The 16,886-nt window shown below is 44.6% G+C and carries 16 protein-coding genes; all 16 read right to left on the reverse strand.

Features of this window, described 5'->3' with window-relative positions; all coding sequences use genetic code 11:
- Positions 1 to 404: 404 nt before the first annotated feature.
- A complete protein-coding gene (gene hemW / locus JL57_RS10755) occupies positions 405 to 1,571 on the reverse strand; it encodes a radical SAM family heme chaperone HemW (protein WP_034142047.1) in 1,167 nt (388 codons plus the stop codon).
- Positions 1,572 to 1,583: 12 nt separating this feature from the next.
- Positions 1,584 to 3,389: a translation elongation factor 4 gene (gene lepA, locus JL57_RS10760; protein WP_034142048.1), complete on the reverse strand. Its 1,806-nt coding sequence runs from the start codon at positions 3,387 to 3,389 to the stop codon at positions 1,584 to 1,586.
- A 550-nt stretch (positions 3,390 to 3,939) separates the two neighbouring features.
- The gene (locus JL57_RS10765; RefSeq protein ID WP_034142049.1) at positions 3,940 to 4,566 is read right to left on the reverse strand and encodes a cyclodeaminase/cyclohydrolase family protein; all 627 of its coding nucleotides are present in this window, start codon (positions 4,564 to 4,566) and stop codon (positions 3,940 to 3,942) included.
- A 103-nt stretch (positions 4,567 to 4,669) separates the two neighbouring features.
- On the reverse strand, positions 4,670 to 5,569 hold the full coding sequence (gene ftcD / locus JL57_RS10770) for a glutamate formimidoyltransferase (RefSeq protein ID WP_034142050.1): 900 nt from the start codon (positions 5,567 to 5,569) through the stop codon (positions 4,670 to 4,672).
- Between the two features lie 436 nt (positions 5,570 to 6,005).
- Positions 6,006 to 7,124, reverse strand: a complete 1,119-nt coding sequence (locus JL57_RS10775; protein ID WP_034142051.1) for a citramalate synthase — start codon at positions 7,122 to 7,124, stop codon at positions 6,006 to 6,008.
- Positions 7,125 to 7,147: 23 nt separating this feature from the next.
- Positions 7,148 to 7,984 carry a radical SAM protein gene (locus JL57_RS10780; protein ID WP_034142052.1) on the reverse strand — a complete coding sequence of 279 codons (837 nt, stop codon included), beginning with the start codon at positions 7,982 to 7,984 and terminating at the stop codon, positions 7,148 to 7,150.
- A gap of 211 nt (positions 7,985 to 8,195) precedes the next feature.
- On the reverse strand, positions 8,196 to 8,465 hold the full coding sequence (gene fdxB, locus JL57_RS10785) for a ferredoxin III, nif-specific (RefSeq protein WP_034142053.1): 270 nt from the start codon (positions 8,463 to 8,465) through the stop codon (positions 8,196 to 8,198).
- Positions 8,462 to 8,860 (reverse strand): NifB/NifX family molybdenum-iron cluster-binding protein, encoded by a 399-nt coding sequence (locus JL57_RS10790; RefSeq protein WP_034142054.1) that lies wholly within the window; start codon positions 8,858 to 8,860, stop codon positions 8,462 to 8,464. Before JL57_RS10790 ends, fdxB begins: the two co-directional genes overlap by 4 nt.
- Positions 8,861 to 8,990: 130 nt before the next feature.
- Entirely contained in the window at positions 8,991 to 10,304 is a 1,314-nt protein-coding gene (nifN, locus tag JL57_RS10795) for a nitrogenase iron-molybdenum cofactor biosynthesis protein NifN (protein WP_034142079.1), read from the reverse strand.
- Positions 10,305 to 10,329: 25 nt separating this feature from the next.
- Entirely contained in the window at positions 10,330 to 11,697 is a 1,368-nt protein-coding gene (gene nifE / locus JL57_RS10800; protein ID WP_034142055.1) for a nitrogenase iron-molybdenum cofactor biosynthesis protein NifE, read from the reverse strand.
- An 18-nt stretch (positions 11,698 to 11,715) separates the two neighbouring features.
- Positions 11,716 to 13,143 (reverse strand): nitrogenase molybdenum-iron protein subunit beta, encoded by a 1,428-nt coding sequence (gene nifK, locus JL57_RS10805; RefSeq protein WP_034142056.1) that lies wholly within the window; start codon positions 13,141 to 13,143, stop codon positions 11,716 to 11,718.
- 122 nt (positions 13,144 to 13,265) lie between these two features.
- A complete protein-coding gene (gene nifD / locus JL57_RS10810; RefSeq protein ID WP_291299956.1) occupies positions 13,266 to 14,696 on the reverse strand; it encodes a nitrogenase molybdenum-iron protein alpha chain in 1,431 nt (476 codons plus the stop codon).
- Between the two features lie 35 nt (positions 14,697 to 14,731).
- Positions 14,732 to 15,559 carry a nitrogenase iron protein gene (nifH, locus tag JL57_RS10815; protein ID WP_034142058.1) on the reverse strand — a complete coding sequence of 276 codons (828 nt, stop codon included), beginning with the start codon at positions 15,557 to 15,559 and terminating at the stop codon, positions 14,732 to 14,734.
- Between the two features lie 27 nt (positions 15,560 to 15,586).
- On the reverse strand, positions 15,587 to 15,970 hold the full coding sequence (locus JL57_RS10820) for a P-II family nitrogen regulator (RefSeq protein WP_034142059.1): 384 nt from the start codon (positions 15,968 to 15,970) through the stop codon (positions 15,587 to 15,589).
- A gap of 2 nt (positions 15,971 to 15,972) precedes the next feature.
- Positions 15,973 to 16,290: a P-II family nitrogen regulator gene (locus tag JL57_RS10825; RefSeq protein WP_034142060.1), complete on the reverse strand. Its 318-nt coding sequence runs from the start codon at positions 16,288 to 16,290 to the stop codon at positions 15,973 to 15,975.
- Between the two features lie 144 nt (positions 16,291 to 16,434).
- Positions 16,435 to 16,566 (reverse strand): hypothetical protein, encoded by a 132-nt coding sequence (locus JL57_RS34135; RefSeq protein WP_291299957.1) that lies wholly within the window; start codon positions 16,564 to 16,566, stop codon positions 16,435 to 16,437.
- Between the last annotated feature and the right edge of the window lie 320 nt (positions 16,567 to 16,886).

A 16,886-nucleotide genomic window follows, 5' to 3' on the forward strand; every position in this document is an offset into this window, starting at 1 on the left:
GGGACGCAGTATCACACGAGCGCGACGTCTTTACGTAAGCAGAATAGCAAACTTCCGTTCAAGCGACCGACCCCAGACACGGGGCAGTGCACAAGGATGTGCACTGCCGCCAACTGAGCCCGAAGACACTGTCTTCGCACGAATTAGGCCTCTTGCAGGATGGCGAGTCTGGCACGATAGTCTCCAGTACGATAGTCTCCAGTACGATAGTCTCCAGTGGAGAGTATCGCCGAAGCCGCTGATCCCAAAAGGAACACTTCGCGGCGTAGGATAGATTATCGCCGTAGGCGGGTTCTTTCATATATCATATCGCCGAAGGATGTACCCCGCTCCCCATAGTAGGAGCTTGAACGGTTAGTTTGCTCTGCGTCGTAAGCACCGAGCGCTGTGTGATACAAGTCCCCCTAAACAAACTCCTGCAAAATACTATTCGCTACAAAAGCATATTTCGGATTTAAGCATAAATATTCACCCTGAAATACAAAAATCTCCTTATCATAGCGTGCCAAAACGTCCCTGTAAATATCCCTGAGATCCGCTCCAAAATCATTTCGAAACGAGGAAAGATCTACTCCTTCTGCAAGCCTTAACCCCAAAATCATACGTTCTGCCATACACTCGCGCAAAGACAAGACTTCCTGCCCCGCCTCATCCAACGGACTTTCCCCTTTGAGAAGCAGCTTTGCATAGGAACATACATCTTCAATGTTTTTCCAGCGCACCCTATCCAAGCAAGACACCCCTCCAGGACCTAAGCCTAAATAGTCCCCTCCCCGCCAATAGCCTAGATTATGCTGACATTCAAAACCCGGGAGCGCAAAATTAGACGTTTCGTACTGCCTATATCCCGCCTGTTTTAACCTTGGTACTGCCCATTCGTACATTTCAGCTTGTAGGTCATCATCCGGAAGTCTATAAAGTTCTTCTTTGTCTCCTCTTTTAACCTCTCTAGTCCCCATATATCGCCCATAGAGTGGCGTGCCTTCCTCTAGCATTAACCCGTAGAGGGATAAGTGCTCAGGAGAATAAGACAAAGCCTCTTCTAAGGAGGCGTCCCAAGCTGCCATATCCTGCCCGGGAAGTCCGAACATCAAATCCAAATTAACGTTTTTAAACCCTGCCATTCTCAAGCGTCGGAGGGCTTTACGGGCTTGTTCTGCAGTATGAACCCGACCTACCGCTCGTAACAATGAATCGTCAAAAGACTGTACACCGAGTGAAAAACGATTAATCCCATAACGCCGTAATATTACCAGCTTTTCGTCTGATAGAGTTCCAGGATTTCCTTCAACCGTTTTTTCAGCCCCTGAGTTTATGCTGAAAAACTGATGAATCATCCCCAACAATTGTTCTAGCTCGTTATCCTTAAGCGCAGTTGGAGTCCCACCTCCGATAAAAAGAGAAGATACCCCCTGAGGGGCATCTTTTTGTCGCGCAGAGCTTTCAACTTCTAAGCCCTCTAAATACACGGAAATAAGCTCCTTGGGGTTATCCACCAGCGCCTGAGAATAAAAGGCACAGTAATCGCATTTTTGGACACAAAACGGAACATGAACGTATAGCGAAGGCATAGGTGCACTCTCCTAATCCTCAATCTGCAAGACAGCCATAAATGCATTCTGAGGTATTTCGACACTACCTACCTGCTTCATTCGCTTTTTACCGGCTTTTTGCTTCTCGAGAAGCTTTCGTTTTCGGGAGATATCCCCCCCATAGCACTTGGACAAAACGTCTTTCCGCATAGCGCTTACAGTTTCGCGGGCTATAACTTTGTTTCCAATTACAGACTGGATTGGGATTTCAAACATATGCCTAGGAATAATTCCACGAAGTTTTTCGACTAGCTTTCTGCCCCGATTATACGCCTTCGCCTTATGAACAATGAAAGAAAGCGCATCCACCAATTCCCCGTTCAGAAGGACATCAATCTTAACTAAATCTGTCTCTTTATACCCAGATAGTTCATAATCCAGAGAGGCATACCCTTTAGTCCTTGATTTTAATTGATCAAAGTAATCAAAAACAATTTCGCTGAGCGGGAGTTCATAGATTAGTTTCACCCGACTCTTGGAGACATAGTCCATGTTAGAATACGTTCCACGCTTTTCTTGATTGAGCTCCATAATCACGCCGACATACTCCGCTGGTACTAAGATCGTGGCCTTCACCACGGGTTCTTCAATACTCACTATTCGGTCAACAGGTGGGAGATTGGAAGGATTGTCAATGCTCAGAACGTCCCCTTTGGTTGTGTTAACCTTATAGATTACACTGGGTGCCGTGGTAATCATATTCAGATCATATTCTCGTTCCAAGCGTTCCTGGACAATCTCCATATGAAGCAACCCTAAAAATCCGCACCGATAACCAAACCCCAAAGCTACGGACGTTTCTGGTTCAAAGACCAAACTTGCATCGTTAAGATGAAGCTTCTCCAAAGAGTCACGCAGCTTATTATAATCGCTCGCATCAACTGGATAAAGTCCACAAAACACCATGGGAGTAGCCTTTCTATAGCCAGGTAGCGGTTCAAGTGCTGAGTTTTCCGCATCCGTTATCGTGTCCCCGACTTGAGTATCCTTAACGTTTTTGATACTCGCAGCAATGAATCCCACTTGACCCGCTCTAAGCTCATCGACAATCTGCATCGCCGGAGCAAACACGCCCACTTCTGTCACCTCAAAGGTTTTCCCAGTCGCCATCATTTTCATGGTTGTACCTTTGCCCACTCGCCCCTCAACAATCCGAACATAGGATATAGCCCCTTTATAGGCGTCGAATTTCGAATCAAAAATCAAAGCTTTGAGAGGAGCTTGATCATCCCCTTTGGGAGGTGGAACTTTTTCCACAATACGTTCAAGAATTTCCTCAATCCCAATTCCCGTCTTGGCTGAAGCAAGAATAGCATCACTGGCATCTAATCCGATTACCTCTTCAATCTCTTCTTTAACACGCTCAGGCTCAGCACTAGGAAGATCAATTTTATTAATAATTGAAATGAGCTCAAGATCATTTTCTAACGCTAAATAAACATTGGCTAAGGTCTGGGCCTCAATCCCTTGGACCGCATCAACAACCAGCAGCGCTCCCTCACAGGCCGCCAAACTGCGAGACACCTCGTAGGTAAAATCGACGTGCCCTGGTGTATCAATCAGATTCAGTTCATAGAGTTGTCCATCTTTAGCCTGATAGTTTAAGCGTACAGCCTGTAGCTTAATAGTAATCCCGCGCTCACGCTCTAAATCCATGGAATCAAGGACTTGCGCTTCCATTTCTCGTTTACTCAAGGCCCCGGTATATTCTATCAGCCGGTCAGCTAAAGTAGATTTACCATGATCGATATGTGCAATAATAGAAAAATTACGAATACGTTGTGATGCCTGTGCCAAGGTCCTGCCCTCATTTCTATAATCAAGTTTTGTATTAAGCATATTTAGATATTCTAAATACTTAGTATAACAGCTAAAGGGGGAATTTCGCAAGAACTAGCATACCTTTGCGCAGAGGATTGCTTTCCCCGAGCCGCTCCATCTAATAAGGAACACCCACTTACAAGAAGTGGGTGTCTCAGAATTAATGAATATCAATTCAAAACTTAACATGTTTATCCAAGTTTAGAACAGTACCAAAAATACATAATAATTATAATTTCCTTTTCAAAATTGGTATCCATATTTCGCTCCTAAACGTTGGTGAAGTTACATCTTTGTGCTCGTCTCCATTCATTTTTTCAAGCAAATCCATTTATTGATTGACCTCCCGTCTTCAATAGAATATCAGAAATTGAAGGTATCCATCCGACACTTCGTGCACAATTATGTAGGGTTAACTTGCTGACAATAATTCGTACCATTCAAATATAAGAGCCTTCAAATTGAAGGCTCTTATATTTGAACTCAGCTTTCCTATGAAAAGTTCTAAAATATTATCATCCCGCCCTTAGCCAATGACCTCTTTGGCTCGAGCTAAAATTAGTTGATTATTCTTATCCGCATCTTCTTGTAACACTGTGATCTTATCTCGGACATCTTGAAGAAATGTCTCATCGTTAATTGAACTTAGATTAATCTTAACGTTGAAAATTGCTCCTTGAAAACCTGCATAAGCTGTGACCCCGGAAACAGCCGCATCGCAGGCGGTGTTCGGATTACCGATCGTTAAGACCCTTAGCGAAAGTTTCAAGACTTCAACGCAAGATTCTGCTACTTTAAGGGGCAAAAGGGTTGCCTGTTTCGTTGCCTCTTGTATTTTCTCTGACCTTAGAGCTTTTTCGGCATCCGTTTCCTTAGGTAATTTATAAGCCTTCATAACCTCAACGAAGGCATCCGTATCTCCATCAATATATCCCATTAAATCATTCTTTAAGGCCAGCCCTTTTTGCTTAATCTGGGCAATCTCATCTTGTACACTAGCAAACTTAGGCTTACCTTCAGTAAAATTACAAACCATTATGCTCAGTGCTGCCCCTAATGATCCAGCAAGAGCCGCTGCACTCCCTCCACCGGGAGCTGGTGAGTTACTCGCTAACTCTTCCACAAATCCACTCACTGTTTTGCTAACTAACATTAATTCTACCCCCTGATCGTTGTTCGATGTTCGCTAATTAAATAAACCTGGCTAACCTAACGCTTAGCATGCCTCCGACCGTTTGCTTCAGATTCATCGAAGTCTAGTCTTCAACCAAATTCTCTTCAAAAACCTGTTTGCGATCAAAGTTTTCTAACCGCAAATAGAATTCAGCTACATCAAGGAGCGCCTGCAAAGGAGCTACACCCACTAATTCACTACCAATAATACTTACGCCATACCGAGCTGCCTCGGATTTCACAGTCTCAAAAACCCGAAATAACGGGGTCCCTGCGTAATTAACCATGTTTATCGATACTTGAGCGACATCTCGATCCTCCAGCATAACTCCCATCGCTCGGACATATTTAAATCCCCCTTTGACCTCACGGATGGAATCAGCAATTTTCTTAGCAATACTGAGATCCTTCGTGCCAAGATTAATATTGTAAGCCACCAAGAATTGGCGTGCCCCGACTACGGTGGCACCGGCAGTGGGATGCATTTTAGGCTGACCGTAATCAGGATGACGCTCAGGTTTATTTATTTCCTCCTTTAGCCCTTCGTACTCTCCCTTTCTTACGTCAGGAAGCCTCTTTCTGCTCGGCACTTTAGCCGCTTCCTCGTATAAATAGACAGGGATTCCGAGTTTACTAGCAATCTCGGAACCGAGTTCGTTGGCCAACTGAACACATTCTTCCATGCTAACCTCTTTAACGGGAATAAACGGAATAACATCCGTCGCTCCAACCCGTGGATGCCCTCCTTGCTGTTGCTCCATATCAATCAACTCGCACGCCTTAGCACAAGCATTAAAGGCGGCAAGTTTAACACTTTGGGGATCCCCCACAAAGGTTACGACCGTTCGGTTATGGCTAGCATCAGGCTTGACATCAAGCAGTTTTACCCCTTTGACCTTTTTGACTTCGGCCACAATAGCCTCAATAACCTCAGGACGACGCCCCTCACTAAAATTCGGAACGCATTCAACGAGTTTTCCCATTTTATTTCTAACCCCTCTCTAATTTGCGCGTGTAACTTCAACACACTTTAACACATCCAACATGGGATAGTAGTTCCCTTTATAACAGAACTACAATCTTCGTTTATCAATTAAGACCCCACTTCTTTAAGTTCGGAGTTCCAATTTTCTCCTAAAGCTTTAGATTTAACTTGATAGCTTAAGAAAAGCAACTCCAACTAAAGAAAGTATAACCCCAATGCTTTTTCGTTTCAAATTCCATCTCTCTTTGAGAAGCACGATGCCAAGGAGTATAGTCAGAACCGTCGGATCAAGACCAATTGAAACCAATCTAGATACATCATCTTAAGCCCCTTTTCGGTAAACCTAATCCAATCGTCCAATTCTACACAAAAATGACAAAAACCTTCTTTCAAGCAAATCTGCCTAAAGAAGGTTTTGTCATATCTATTTTTATTCAGCATGCATCGCCAACAATTCTCATGATATCGTCTTCGTTCATAGGCTTCTTGCGCCGTTGAGTTTGGTGCAAGATGGTGATAAATAATTTATCCATAGTTTCTTGGTCAAAGTCAATTCCTTTGGATTTTAAAAGCCTCAAGATAGTTTTGATGCCAGAGTATTTACCAAAGGACGTTGAATGCTGGCGTCCTACACTTTCAGGCGGAAAAGTTTGGTAGTTAGCAAAATCCTTCTGAATTCCATCAATGTGAATGGAGGAAGTGTGAGTGAAAACGTCCTCCCCGATCACGGGTTTTGCCCGAGGAATTAATCGATCCGTTGCCAAGCTAACCATTGAGCAAATTGAATTTAAACGTTTCAAGTCAAAACGCACACTCTGATTGAGACAATATTTCAGAGCAACCGCCACTTCTTCAAGCGGGGCATTGCCAGTCCTTTCGCCCAATCCTCCCACCGTCACACTTAAGGCCTGAAATCCGGCTTGAACTGCCGCGAGAGAATTGGCCGTCGCCATCCCAAAATCATTATGGGCATGAAATTCTAAGGGAACCCCAGATATCTTCACCAAGTCTTGTCGAGTAAAGAAAACTTTCAACGGGTCAAGAATTCCCAGAGTATCCGCAAAGCGTACCCGATCAACCCCTAGCTTCTGAGCCTCCGCAAGAATCTCTGCGAGAAAGGCAGGATCTGCTCTACTGGCATCTTCAAGTCCGAGTACAAGATAGCCAACCTCCTTTTTAGCATTATGAACACAATGGCCCATTTGCTCAAGAACCCAAGCGCGATTCTTCTTTATTTTATGCTTAATTTGCTGATCCGAAGTAGGAATTGAAATACCGACTCCCTCGACCCTCGTTCGATAACTTGCTTGGAGATCTGACAGCACAGCACGATTCCAAGTGATCAGACGAACTGGCAAATGTAGAGCAACTAATTTGGAAATTATGCGAGTCTCTGCTTTCCCCATCGCAGGTACTCCCACTTCCAATTCATCAATTCCAGCATCCGCCAGTGCCCTAGCGATCTTTTCCTTTTCCGGCAGACCGAACGCAACGCCAGGTGCTTGCTCACCATCTCTTAGTGTTGTATCGCATAATAAAACCCTTTGTTCCATCTAAATAACTCCTTTTCCCATCTTTAGAGCACCCCAATAGCATCTGCACGGCATTGTTGACAGTGAGTCATCTGGGGAAGAAGTGAACCCAGACTGCAACGGATACTTGCTAAAAGTTCTTTAGTCGGAGCTTTAATGTGCGCAAGTTTTCCTTGCGGGATTATGGGCATGATGTTGTGAAGGTGTGCACCTCTTTTCTTGATTTCCACACCCAAGCTGTATAAAAGCTGGTCGTTGACACCAGGAATAAGCACGGTATTAACTTTCACAGTCATTCCTGCCTTAGAAGCCAATTCAAGTCCCGCTAGTTGATTATTAATTAAAATCTTTGCAGCATCAGGTCCAATCAGAGTTTTGCCTTCCCAGCGAACATAACTGTAAATTTTGGCACCAATTTTCTCATCTAAGGTATTAATTGTTACCGTAATATGGGACACGCCAATCTTCGCCAATTCATCGAGCTTTTCTGGCAAGAGAAGCCCATTAGTGCTTATACAAAGGATCATCTCTGGAAAATCTCTCTTTACCCCTCTTAGGGTTTCGAACGTTGCATTATTCGCTAAAGGTTCTCCAGGACCCGCAATTCCTACAACAGTAAGTTTTGATCCGATATCGGATGCTTTTGCCTTCCTGACTGTTTGAAGCGCCTCTTCTGAGGTTTGTACCCTACTGGTTACACCTGGACGGGATTCATTTGCACAATCAAATTTGCGCACACAATAATTACAAGATATATTACATCCCGGAGCTACGGCCAAGTGGATCCGCCCGGTTTTGCCATGCCCCTTTGTTGAGAAACAAGGATGTCCATGATTTAGGTGTGGGCTATTTATATTTCCTCGCGTACATTCTTTATGCATCTTAATCCCTCCAGTCGTTCAATTTTATTTTCCTATCCACTTCCAAGGCTCCTACTTAGTAAGCGAGAGTTTCATACTCTCTTCGCTGTGAGTATACATTTATGCCGCTAATTTAGCCCAAAGAGACTAGTCGACCTTTTACGAACCTTTCAAGACCCGGAAGCGCACATACACTCGAACCTCGTGCCTCGAACGACCTGCCTCGCAATAATTATGCTGACTTTTCCTTGAACGTATAGCAGTGACGTACACAGATACTGCCGCAGGCCTGGCAGCCAATGCATTGGTCTTTATTAGCAATTTTGGCGATGTGCCGTTCTGTCCCTTCATCATCCTCGAAACTCTCTAGGCCTAAGCATTTCTGCACGCATAATTTCACACACCGCCCACATCCCAGGCACAGGGAGTTATCGATCTCTTCCACATACTGTGGAGTCCAAGGTAATCCACCAAAGGTTTTGTAAATTAGTACTTCACTCACTCTAAATCCTCCTTCTGAGCTTCGATATCCCCCATGTCTCCCACTTTCTTTTTTAACCAAGGAGGCAATTTTTTAGAAAGCAGCAATTTATTGAGTCTATCAAGTTCATCGACAATCAATGTCCCTTCGAGCACTTTCAAAGGATGAATACCACTTTGAACTAAACGCGCTGCCGCGGGACCGCCAATCTGTGTGCAATAGACAATGGCACATTCTTTGAGCATTTTAATGAGTACATCAACTTTATCATCGGATTCCGCCAAGTCTTCAGAGGATAGAGATGTATGGATAACCCCTGGAGGTTCCTTTGTAAATTTATACATCTCAAACGAAGGGGCGGAAGCAAAATGCGAGTCAATTGTTTTACCATCACTACTGGCAAAGGCTATAAGCATACCTGTACCCTCCCTTAAACTAAGACCTATCCTTTGATATCTCCTTTATTCTAAGACTTTCTTTGCTATCTCTTTCATTTATTTAGACTCGTTATCTGGACCTTTCAACCTTGTCGACCTCGTCTTCTCCCTAACCCACTGAATTTAAGGTGTCAAAGAGAAATTGTTGAGTGCCTTCATAGCCAATCCAGCGTTTTTGTGGATAACCAACCCGGTCAAAAACTGGCAACCCCGCTCTTAAATGAGGTAGTTTAAGCAGCCCTGCAGCTTGACGACCGTTCGAATTGGCAATAATTAACGTACTCTGGGCCGCTCGATCCTCAAGGGTTTCCAGGTCACCCACTTCGATCGGAATTGGTAGGGATAGTGTGTGGATGTTCGCTTGGGATGCCGACAAGGCTACAGAAAGCTCAGCACCCACCTCCACTAAGCAAGAGGCTAGACTATACAGTAGATCCATCTCCAAGGCTATAGCTATCTTAAGACCGCCAAGTTGATCATTAAAGTCGGCTAGTGTATCCAGCAATCTGCTTCTTTGCCGGAGCAGCTTCGCTGGTATCGGCTTACCCGATATCTTAGCTAACGTTAAAACAAAGGTATCTGTTGCGGTGAGGCCAGTTATGGAAGGAAAGTTATAATGAGGAATTTCGTAAGATTTTCTTACTGTTTCTCCCGCTTTCTCCATACTCAGCCCAAACGACAAACAGGCCTTAGACATTGCTAAACGTTGAAAATCTTCAAGCAACGTTCCACCCTGAACCACCGGAGCCGCTTCCAGTTCTGCATGCCCATCCAAAGAAATTGATAGATCAGGAATGGTAATAGGCCTAAATCCGAATTCCATCACGATCTCTTTTAGCTCATCGACATCGCCCGGGGTTAGATGACAACCAGGCAGCAACGCGATAGACAGCGCTGGATCCTCGTTAAGGTTAAAGCCTGAGCTAGAGGCGGATTGCTCCTTCGTCTTAGCTGAATGTCCAGCCAACGTCGTAATCAGCGCCTCTACCGTCCGCTGATAGCCTTCTTGCATAGAACCGATATAGTCCGGCGTACTGGCCAGTACAACAGGCAGATCGAGTAAATCCGGTCTTTCTGAGCGCAGGCTAGATAGTGCACTAACCATGTCGTCTCCAAAGGTTTCGGTTAACCCAGTACTCATCACTCCGATAATTTGAGGTTTATATTTATCAGCTGCCACAGCAATTCCTTTCTTAAGATGTTCCCAGCCGCCAAAAATCACCGAGTCTTCTAATAAGGCTGTCGAGTTTAGGGGAATCGGTTCCTTGTAGTGCCTTGAAAGCTGTAACCGGATGAACGAAGAACACCCCTGAGAACCATGGAGTAAGGCTAATAGTCCATTGACGCCGAGGTAGGCCAGAGTCGCCCCGAGGGCAGGACTGTTTTTCTGGGGATTCCCCTGATAATGTCTCGTCTTATCCACATTAGTCGTATTAGTGGAACTAGTATTAGTCATCTTGTTCATCCTCCTTCGGGGGAAATTCCTGTCTTAAAAGCCCCCAAACAGGACTCAGTACCGTACGCGTTAAGGTCTCTGCGAAGGTAACCATCCCCTCATAACCAGCATAAGGTAGTTTTCGACCGTGGTTGATATCCAGAAAAGGGGTTCTTGTTTTATGCGCCAGATATTTTGTTTTTCCTCCGGCAACGATCAGATCCGGTTTCTTCTCCGCAATAATCTTTAAAAAGCCTGCTGAGCTTGTATCTTCGATAATCTGAGCTGAGGGATCCATTAATTCTTTCATGCGCTGGAAATCTTCAGGTGTGGAGTTTTGAGTTCCTCCAGCTAAGATGTTGATCCCTAATTCAGCCAAGGTAGACACCATCGACCAGGTTTTAACCCCGCCCGTAAACAAGATGGCTTGCTTATTCTCCAGTAACTTTTTGTACCCCGCAATGGTCTTACGTGTTTCGTCTTCCTTCTTACGAACATAGACTAAAGTTCTCTCCACCAAATCAGGATCACCTAGCGCTTTTGCAATCTTAATCAGCGTTTCAGAAGTGTCATGAATCCCATAAAACGACCCTTCCATAAAAGGTATACCATAGCGAATTTCCATTTTCCTGACTAGATTAGTTAGACTTTTAGAACAAATCAGCACATTAAGGCTGGCTCTGTGAGCTGAACGTAAGTCATCGAAGTTGGCATCCCCGGTAATGGCCGTATGAAGTGTGATCCCTAAGTTTTTCAAATCCGGTAACACTCCCCAAAGATCTCCAGCGATGTTATACTCTCCGATTAGGTTAATGGAAAGGGGTATTTTCTCGTCAGAATTCTCCCCTGTGCCGATAACCCGATCAAATAAAACTTCTCCCGCAATACGATTTCCAATATTTTTGTCCCCTAAAAAGCCTGGGCAATTAACGGCAATCACCGGAATAGTCAGTTCAGCTTGGGCTTCTTGGCAAATCTTGTCGACGTCATCTCCTATTAACGAGGAAACACAGGTTGCGTAGACAAAGATTGCTTTTGGTTCATGTCTCACCGCGATTTCCAAGATCGACTCTTTGAGCTTAGTCTCTCCGCCGTAGATTACATCATTTTCCATGATGTCTGTGGTCAGTCCCCGTCGGTACAGTTGGGAACCGGAGGAGCGAGCTCCTCGGTTATCCCAAGAGTTGCCAGCACAGGCAATCGGACCATGAACAAGGTGAGCGACATCCGTAATGGGCATGAGTACAACTCTTGCGCCGTCATAAGCGCAACTTCGTTCTGCGCCTTCACCGGGCAGGGCCTTCATGCATAATTTTGGCGAGCCGGCATCGGACATGCATTGTTTATCTTTAAGATCTAATTTTGTAAGATTGGTGAACATGAAGCACCCCTCCGTTCGTTAACGCATCATTTCAAAGTATGCCTCTGGGGAGTTCCTGTCGACATCCTCCAGAAACGTATTGACGATCATGGTAATTATATTAATGACTCCGGAATACCCAATGATTGGATAACGATGGAGATTCACCCGATCCGTGATGGGGAAACCTATTCTGACAAGTGGAATATTAGCGTCACGTACAGCCCACTTACCATGGGAGTCCCCGATTAACATATCTACCGGTTCTGTAACCAGAAGGGAACGGAGATGCCAGAGGTCTTTGCCGGCATAGAGTGTGGCTCTTTGTCCGTAAGGGCTTGACGATAGTAAACTTTCCATGGCTTTTTTAAATAATGGGGTGGAATTTGTGCAAACTATATGGACTGGTTCTCCTCCCATTTCGAGTAGAAACGAGACGACTCCCATTAGGATATCTGGGTCACCAAACAGGGCAAATTTCTTACCATGAATATACTGATGGGAATCCGTCATGGCATCGATAGCACGTCCCCGTTCAATGGTTATTTCCTCTGGAACATCCTTTCCGGTGAACTTGGCAACGGATTCTATGAATTTGTCCGTGCCCGAGATCCCGATAGGCATAGAAAGCGTTTCGATGGGAACTGCCTTACTGGCTAGATATTTACTGGTTGTCGGAGTTGAGTAAGTCTGTAGGAATAAATAACTTGCAGCGTTTAAAGCATCGTTCATTTCTGAAATGGATGTTGCTTTTTGATATAATTGGTAGGTGCCTAAATTAGGAGCATCCACTACATCACTATAGTCGGGTAAAAGCGTATAAGGCGCATCCATCACTTTAAGAAGTCGCTTATATTGACGAAGATTGGCGGGATAAGTGTCAAAACCAGGGACAACGTAGAGTCTGTCGTTGATTTTGTCCTCTTGTCTAGGCGTTGCTAAGCAATCTATGAGGCCTTTGAGCATAGTGTCGTACCCTGTAATATGAGACCCCTTAAAGCTCGGAGTGTTAGCCTGTGCAACCGGAAAATCTTGAGGTATTGCCCCTTGTTCTCTGGCATTACCTAAATAAGCATTGATATCATCCCCAATGACTTCAGCCATACAGCTCGTGAATATCGCGATCACTTTTGGGTTATAAACCGCGTAAGCATTCTTCAAACCTTCAATTAAGTTTGACTGTCCGCCAAATACCGCAGAATCCTCAGTCATAGAATCCGAGACTGCTGCTATAGGTTCCCTGTAATGGCGGGATAAAGTGCTGCGAAAATAGGCAGTGCACCCTTGCGAACCATGAGTAAATGGTAAGCATCCTTCAACCCCTAAGGCACAAAGCAAGGCGCCAAGGGGTTGGCATGCTTTGGCCGGATTGATGACTAACTTTTCACGGGCAAAATTCTTTTCTCGGTATTCTACAGTATTTAGCCAAGCAGTTGTTGCCTTAGTTTTAGTTTCCATGTGTGACATCCTTTCTGCCCAATTTATTTTGTCCGATGGCTAAGTGCCACTAATTTAAAGTGAAGATAAGTGGCACTAAGCCCCTGGATAAGTTCAGCTAAACTTGAGGTAGTCCATCTGGGGTAAGTTTCCTATATCCAAGGGGCTTTGATAGATTTCCAGGTAGGGCTGTTAATGGCCATATCCATATCCCGAGCAAAAATAGGGAATCCTTCGTAGCCATGGTAAGGACCTGAATAGTCCCAGGAATGCATTTGACGGAAGGGGAGACCCATTTTCTCAAAGACATACTTTTCTTTGATCCCCGATCCAACTAAATCAGGCTTTAGCTTCATAACGAACTCTTCAAGCTCAAGAGCTGTCACATCGTCATAAATCAACGTTCCCTCTTTTAAAGCCGGAAGGGTTTTCTCGTAATCCTCTTTATGAGCAAATTCATAACCCGTTCCGATAACCTCCATGCCCAAATCTTCATAAGCTCCTACAATGTGTCTTGGACGCAGGCCACCTACATAAAGCATGACAGTTTTTCCATCCAGGCGTGGGCGGTAGGTCTCGATCACTTTTTGCATCTGTGGTTCATATTTCTCAATCACTTTTAATGCTTTTTCCATAATACTTTCATCAAACTGAGCCGCAATTTTAAGAATTGATTCCTTAATTTTAGTCGGTCCGAAGAAATTGAATTCCATCCAAGGGGTTCCATAAGTGTCTTCCATGTGTTTAGCAATATAATTCATACTTCTGAAACAGTGGATTAAATTAAGCTTGACAAGATGTCCATTCTGAAGCATTTCCATCGTGGAGTCGCCCGTCCAAATATTGACAACTTTTAAACCCATTTCTTCCAGAATCTTTTTGCTGGCCCAAGCATCTCCGCCAATATTATAATCACCGATAATTCCAATATCGTACGGTCCAATTTCTCTAGCTGGACCTTTTCCTAAAAGATGATCACGAATAGCATCATTGGCAATGTGATGGCCCAGGGACTGGCTTATTCCCCTAAACCCTTCACAACGAACCGGGATGACCGGCAGACCGTGTTCCAAGCTCGTGCGGCGAGCAACACTTTCAATGTCGTCTCCAATCAATCCGACAGGACATTCTGAAAGAACAGAAACCCCTTTGGCATTCGGGAAAAGCCCAACAACCTCACTGATTATTTTCTCCAGCTTTTTGTCCCCGCCGTAGATAATATCGCTTTCCTGGAAGTCTGAGGTGAAGAGAAAGGGTACAAAGTTATCAACTCCGATTTCGCCATCTGCCAAGTTCCGGCGGTTACCCCAAGAGTAATAACCACACCCGACGGGTCCATGGGAAATATGCACGACATCCTTGACCGGACCCCAAACAACCCCTTTAGCCCCTGCGTATGCACACCCCCGTGCGGTCATGATACCAGGAACTGTCTTCGCATTGGATTTGACTGCGCAACTGCTACACTCACTATCTTTGACCGCAATATGTTGTCTGCGATTCTTTTTGGCCTTTTCAGGATATACTTCCAGAACGTCTTCCACGACTTTTTTCCTAAAATCAATTGTCTCCTTTATGCTCATAATTCTGTCCCCCCTTATTTCTGCCTAGATTAAAATTACATTTCCATGATTCCATATTCCATCAGTAATTCTTCTAACTCCTCCATGGCGATCGGAGTCGGGATGGTCATCATTTTATTGTCCTCGATTTTTTTGGCCAAGGCTCTATACTCATCAGCCTGAGAGTGAGTGGGGTTATATTGGATAACGGTCTGTTTACGTAATTCAGCGCGTTGTACCTCGTTATCCCGGGGGATGAAGTGAATCAGCTGAGTATTAATTTTTTTAGCCAAGGCTTCCATTAATTCAAGTTCTTTGTCTGTTTGACGACTGTTACAAATCAAACCACCCAGACGTACGGTCCCAGTTGTCGCGTATTTTAAGATTCCTCTCGAAATGTTATTGGCTGCATACATGGCCATCATTTCTCCCGAGGCAACAATGTAGATTTCCTTGGCTTTATTCTCGCGGATCGGCATGGCAAATCCGCCGCAAACTACGTCCCCTAAAACATCGTAGAACACATAATCCGTATCCGCTGTATACGCCCCGTTTTCTTCCAGAAAGTTAATTGCTGTGATTACCCCTCTACCAGCACATCCAACCCCTGGTTCCGGGCCCCCGGATTCAGCACAGCGAACGCCCAAATACCCTTCCACCAAAACATCTTCCAATTCTAAATCTTCGACAGTCCCTCTTTCACGGGCTAAGTCCATTACGGTTGTTTGAGCTTTACTATTCAGGATCAAGCGCGTGGAATCTGCTTTAGGGTCACAGCCCACAATCGTAACTTTCCTCCCCATTTCTGCTAGGGCGACAACCGTGTTTTGAGTTGTGGTAGATTTTCCGATACCACCTTTGCCGTATATTGCAATTTGTCTCATTTTAATCCATCTCCTTTGTTTTACTCTCTAAATAACAGCTTCTTTTCCGGTTTCTCCCGTGCGAACGCGAACAACTTCTTTTAAGGGAAGGACAAAGATTTTACCGTCACCTATGTGCCCTGTCTGATTCGCTTTAATAATCACATCGACTACTTCTTCGACTTGATCATCCTGCACAACAATTGTTAACATCCTTTTTGGAATCCAGTTAAAATTGGTATCATCCGCCAGTTCTTTACTCAACATAGAATTCAATTCCGGATCAACCTCAGCAGCCCATCCACCGATTCCACCTTGTTTCCCACGACCCTCCACACTTTGGATCGTCAGAGCAGGAAACCCAGCGTCTTCAAACGCTTTTTTAGTAACTGGTACTTGATGGCGTCGAATCACCGTCATTATTTCCTTCATTTCTACAACCCCTTTGTCCCTTTACTCACGGTATACGCTTCATCGACTTCGGTCACAAAGACCTTGCCATCGCCCATGGTTCCTGTTTTAGCACTTTCGAGAATTACAGAGATAGCTTGATCCAGCTTTTCATCTTCAATGACCAGGAGAAGAAGGGTTTTAGGAAACTCATCATAAACTACGTCACCGATTCGAATACCCTTTGTCCTACCACGACCAAAGACGTGCATTTTTGTTAGAGATGGCATCCCAGCCTGTGCTAAGGCTTCTGCAACAATCTCCGTTTTATCGGGCCTTACAATTGCTCTAATCATTTTCATAAAGTTCATCCTCCTTAAATTTGGGTTAATTTACGATGGCCATATGGCCGAGTGTTCCTGTAGCCATGACTCAACAGGACATTCGAGGTTAGTAGCGCTGGCCATGACGATAAGCGGACGAGCTTATCGCCACACTGCAACTCATTAAGCATACTCCTGCAGTGTGGATTGGCCGAGTGTCCCTGTAGCCAAGACTCGAACAGGACGTTCGAGGTTAGTGCGCCGCCAAGACGATAAGCGGACGAGCTTATCGCCACACTGCAACCCATTACGCATACTCCTGCAGTGTGGATTGGCAAGGCACCGTGATGGCGAGAAGGGACCTTCCAGAAAGTTATACCTTCCGCTGATAGAACAAAATGCCACCGCATCACCTCCCTTAATTAAGATAAAGAAAAAGACAAAGAGAGCCCTTAATTTTAATAATTAAGGGCTCTCTAAAACACACTTTTCCGCTCCAAATCACTAATCGATTTGGTGCCCGGTTATGAAATTGTACGCTTCTAAAAGTTTTCTATATCACTTTGACACTTTAGTACTCTCTTACTCTAAACACTTTGTACTAAATCCCACAATCATTTGCCACTATTAAGCTT

It is taken from the genome of Desulfosporosinus sp. BICA1-9, assembly GCF_000802135.1.

What these genes read in the sequence shown, in the direction of transcription:
- nifE (WP_034142055.1), bottom strand. Translation starts at nt 11,697, where the DNA reads ATGTTCACCAATCTTACAAAATTAGATCTTAAAGATAAACAATGCATG.
- JL57_RS10820 (WP_034142059.1), bottom strand. Translation starts at nt 15,970, where the DNA reads ATGAAGGAAATAATGACGGTGATTCGACGCCATCAAGTACCAGTTACT.
- JL57_RS34135 (WP_291299957.1), bottom strand. Translation starts at nt 16,566, where the DNA reads ATGCGTAATGGGTTGCAGTGTGGCGATAAGCTCGTCCGCTTATCGTCT.
- nifH (WP_034142058.1), bottom strand. Translation starts at nt 15,559, where the DNA reads ATGAGACAAATTGCAATATACGGCAAAGGTGGTATCGGAAAATCTACC.
- JL57_RS10780 (WP_034142052.1), bottom strand. Translation starts at nt 7,984, where the DNA reads ATGCATAAAGAATGTACGCGAGGAAATATAAATAGCCCACACCTAAAT.
- JL57_RS10790 (WP_034142054.1), bottom strand. Translation starts at nt 8,860, where the DNA reads ATGCTTATAGCCTTTGCCAGTAGTGATGGTAAAACAATTGACTCGCAT.
- JL57_RS10775 (WP_034142051.1), bottom strand. Translation starts at nt 7,124, where the DNA reads ATGGAACAAAGGGTTTTATTATGCGATACAACACTAAGAGATGGTGAG.
- hemW (WP_034142047.1), bottom strand. Translation starts at nt 1,571, where the DNA reads ATGCCTTCGCTATACGTTCATGTTCCGTTTTGTGTCCAAAAATGCGAT.
- nifK (WP_034142056.1), bottom strand. Translation starts at nt 13,143, where the DNA reads ATGTCACACATGGAAACTAAAACTAAGGCAACAACTGCTTGGCTAAAT.
- JL57_RS10765 (WP_034142049.1), bottom strand. Translation starts at nt 4,566, where the DNA reads ATGTTAGTTAGCAAAACAGTGAGTGGATTTGTGGAAGAGTTAGCGAGT.
- ftcD (WP_034142050.1), bottom strand. Translation starts at nt 5,569, where the DNA reads ATGGGAAAACTCGTTGAATGCGTTCCGAATTTTAGTGAGGGGCGTCGT.
- nifD (WP_291299956.1), bottom strand. Translation starts at nt 14,696, where the DNA reads ATGAGCATAAAGGAGACAATTGATTTTAGGAAAAAAGTCGTGGAAGAC.
- JL57_RS10825 (WP_034142060.1), bottom strand. Translation starts at nt 16,290, where the DNA reads ATGAAAATGATTAGAGCAATTGTAAGGCCCGATAAAACGGAGATTGTT.